The organism is Streptomyces sp. NPDC127084, from assembly GCF_042724175.1.
GTDB lineage: Bacteria > Actinomycetota > Actinomycetes > Streptomycetales > Streptomycetaceae > Streptomyces.
Window position 1 is genome coordinate 10,157 of the sequence record NZ_JBHXFA010000125.1, and the last position, 2,670, is coordinate 12,826.

4 protein-coding genes are annotated in these 2,670 nt (G+C 70.5%); 2 read left to right on the forward strand and 2 right to left on the reverse strand.

Annotation, left to right across the window (positions count from 1 at the left end):
• Positions 1–114: 114 nt before the first annotated feature.
• Positions 115–672, forward strand: a complete 558-nt coding sequence (locus tag ACFWI9_RS25205; protein WP_387165328.1) for a CGNR zinc finger domain-containing protein — start codon at positions 115–117, stop codon at positions 670–672.
• Positions 673–727: 55 nt separating this feature from the next.
• Here ACFWI9_RS25205 and ACFWI9_RS25210 read toward each other — a convergent pair whose 3' ends face one another.
• Positions 728–886 (reverse strand): hypothetical protein, encoded by a 159-nt coding sequence (locus ACFWI9_RS25210; RefSeq protein ID WP_387165329.1) that lies wholly within the window; start codon positions 884–886, stop codon positions 728–730.
• 109 nt (positions 887–995) lie between these two features.
• Positions 996–1,439: a hypothetical protein gene (locus ACFWI9_RS25215; RefSeq protein ID WP_387165330.1), complete on the reverse strand. Its 444-nt coding sequence runs from the start codon at positions 1,437–1,439 to the stop codon at positions 996–998.
• 226 nt (positions 1,440–1,665) lie between these two features.
• Here ACFWI9_RS25215 and ACFWI9_RS25220 point away from each other — a divergent pair, with 226 nt between their 5' ends.
• On the forward strand, positions 1,666–2,184 hold the full coding sequence (locus ACFWI9_RS25220) for a DsbA family protein (protein ID WP_387165331.1): 519 nt from the start codon (positions 1,666–1,668) through the stop codon (positions 2,182–2,184).
• Positions 2,185–2,670: the final 486 nt, after the last annotated feature.

The following is a 2,670-nucleotide window of genomic DNA, read 5'->3' on the forward strand; positions in this document are numbered from 1 at the left end:
GCGCCCCCAACTTGCTCCCCCCCCGCTCCCCCCACGCCATTCGCGCGTTTCGAGGAGACGCTAGAGTCAGCGCAATTCGGCGGACATCCGCCGGCAGCAGCCAGGGAGCGAATCGTGCTGATCCCCCACGACACCCGCAGTGCCCTCGACACCGTCGTCGATCTGGTGAACACCGCGCCCGAACGCGCGGGGAACGACGAGCTCAGGGACCTCCCATCCCTGTACGACTTTGTACAAAGCCACCAAGTCAGTGGCGTGGGTGAGCTGACCCATGCCGACCTCGCGGCGGTGCAGACGGTACGAGCCCGCTTCGCCGGGGTCTTCGCCGCTCCGGACGCGCGCGCCGCCGCGGAGCTCATCAACCAGCTCGTCGCCGCGGCGGGCACCACCCCGCATCTCACGAACCACGACGGCTACGACTGGCACGTCCACTACTTCGCCCCGGGAGCGTCGGTCGCCGACCACCTCGCCGCCGACTGCGGAATGGCACTCGCCTTCATCGTGGTCTCGGGTGAGCAGGAGCGGCTCCGCCGCTGCGAGGCGCCGGACTGCGGAAACGCATTCGTGGACCTCTCCCGCAACCGTTCCCGCCGCTACTGCGACAGCCGCACCTGCGGCAACCGCCTGCATGTCGCCGCATACCGTGCGCGCCGCAAGGAGGCGGCGGGCTGATCCTCAGCCTCCCCCTCCCGGTCTCGCCGTCCTCGCCCAGTCTGCTCGCCGCCCGTCACAGCAGTAACAGATCATGAACCGCGGCCATCAGCAGAAGACAGCCGATCACGGCGAGAAAGATCATCAACGGCGGCTGGGACAGCGCGAAAAGGCAGCCACGCGGCTCATCAGCAGGGGTCGGGACGGGGGTCTGCCCCGCGGAGGTATCCAGCATCTCGGGGCGATGATGACGCAGCCCCCGGCGCGATGATCGGGCAACACGCCCTTTGGGGCGCCGAGTTCACCGGATCCCGTGGCGTTTCGCACATTGGGGCCCGCAGACCTCAGATGCCGTGCTTCTTGAGGATCGCCTCGATATCGCTGAAGTCATCCCCTCCGCCCGCGCCACCCGCCGCAGGCCGCGAGCTCTGATTACTCGCCTTGGCCCGTTTGCCGGGCTTGAGCTGCCCCGCCTGACCGCCGGCGGCGGCCCCCGCCGTCGGCGACGGGTCCTCCCGCGCCTTCTTCCCCAGCGCACGGCGCTCAGCTCTGCGGGTCGTCGAGAACAGCACCCATGAAAGGCCGAGGAGGCCGACGCCCACCCAGGCCACGGGGCTGAACGCCGTGCCGGCCAGCCAGCCGACCGCGCCCGTCAGCACCAACCCCAGGGGCACGAGGGCATACGCGGCGATTCTGGCCGCGCTCAGGTATCGCTTGCGATACGCCGTGACCGCGGCGATGCCCAGTCCGGCCGCGGCAGCCGCGGAACAAATGGTCTCGGCAAGCATCCGGCCCTCCAAGCGAACGAGGCTGCGGTGCGCGCCTGCCGACGCGCCTTCCGTTTCCCTCTTCTCTGTCCTGTCCCTTCTTCCTTCCCATCCTGCACCGCCGCACCCGGCGGGGGCCATGTATCCGGACGCATGTCAGGGAGATCTCCGGGCTACCCTCAGCCCCGCTCGGGGTCGGGCCCGGTCCCGGTGGGGGCGGGTCCCGCACGGCTGGGAGACTGTGCGCATGAGCGAGACCTCCTCACCGCCGATCGTCCTGGACGTCTGGTGCGAGTTGCAGTGCCCCGACTGCCGCACCGCCCTCACCGATCTCCGCGCGCTCCGGGAGCGCTACGGCGACCGGCTCGAGCCGCGCCTGCGCCATTTCCCGCTGGAGAAGCACAAGCACGCCTTCGCCGCCGCGCAGGCAGCGGAGGAGGCCGCGGTCCAGGGCCGCGGCTGGGCCTTCGTGGAGGCCGTCCTCGACCGGGTCGAGGAACTGGACGGCAGGGGTGAACCGCTGCTCATCGAGGTGGCTCGTGAACTGGGGCTGGACGCCGATGAGTTCGACACCGCCCTGATCGACGGCCGGCACATCCTGATCGTGGACGCCGACCAGGCCGAGGGCAAGGCCATCGGCGTCACCGGCACCCCGACGTATCTCGTCGGTGGCGAGCGACTGGACGGCGGCAAGAGCCAGGAAGGTCTGCGCGGGCGTGTCGAGGCGATCATCGACCGGCTTCTGGCGGAACAGGGCGACGCTTAGCGAGAACTCCTGGCTGGAGCCGCTCGTTCCACGGCCAGGCCGTGTCTGCCACATCGCGCCTGGCCCGCGACTCCCCCAGGGCTGCTCCACCGGCTGACGCGGGGGACCGCCAGGAGGTGCCCCCAGCAGGCACTCCCCTGGCTACGCAGGGAGGTGGGCCCCCGCGCTGCGTTGCCGGCGTCAGCGGCGCCATCCAAGGATGCCGGTACGAGGATGATCTCCCCCTGCCTGCGGCGGGGGGGACCATCCGCTTGCGATCGCGTCCCCTCGGCCCCGCGGGCCTGGGAAAGCCCCCACGCCTCGGCCCCGCAGGCCTGGGAAAGCCCCCACGCCTCAGCCCCGCAGGCCTGGGAAAGCCCCCACGCACCAGACCGGCCGCGGGCCCCCCCCCCCGCGGGGCGCCGGGCGGTGTGGGTCTCGGCCCACTACAAACCCAGATAGCAAGAGCAGGTTTGTCTAAATATATCTCGAGAGAGAGAGCTGTGA

Excerpts from the sequence above, each read along its gene's own strand:
- ACFWI9_RS25210 (WP_387165329.1), bottom strand. The coding sequence starts at position 886 with ATGCTGGATACCTCCGCGGGGCAGACCCCCGTCCCGACCCCTGCTGAT.
- ACFWI9_RS25215 (WP_387165330.1), bottom strand. The coding sequence starts at position 1,439 with ATGCTTGCCGAGACCATTTGTTCCGCGGCTGCCGCGGCCGGACTGGGC.
- ACFWI9_RS25220 (WP_387165331.1), top strand. The coding sequence starts at position 1,666 with ATGAGCGAGACCTCCTCACCGCCGATCGTCCTGGACGTCTGGTGCGAG.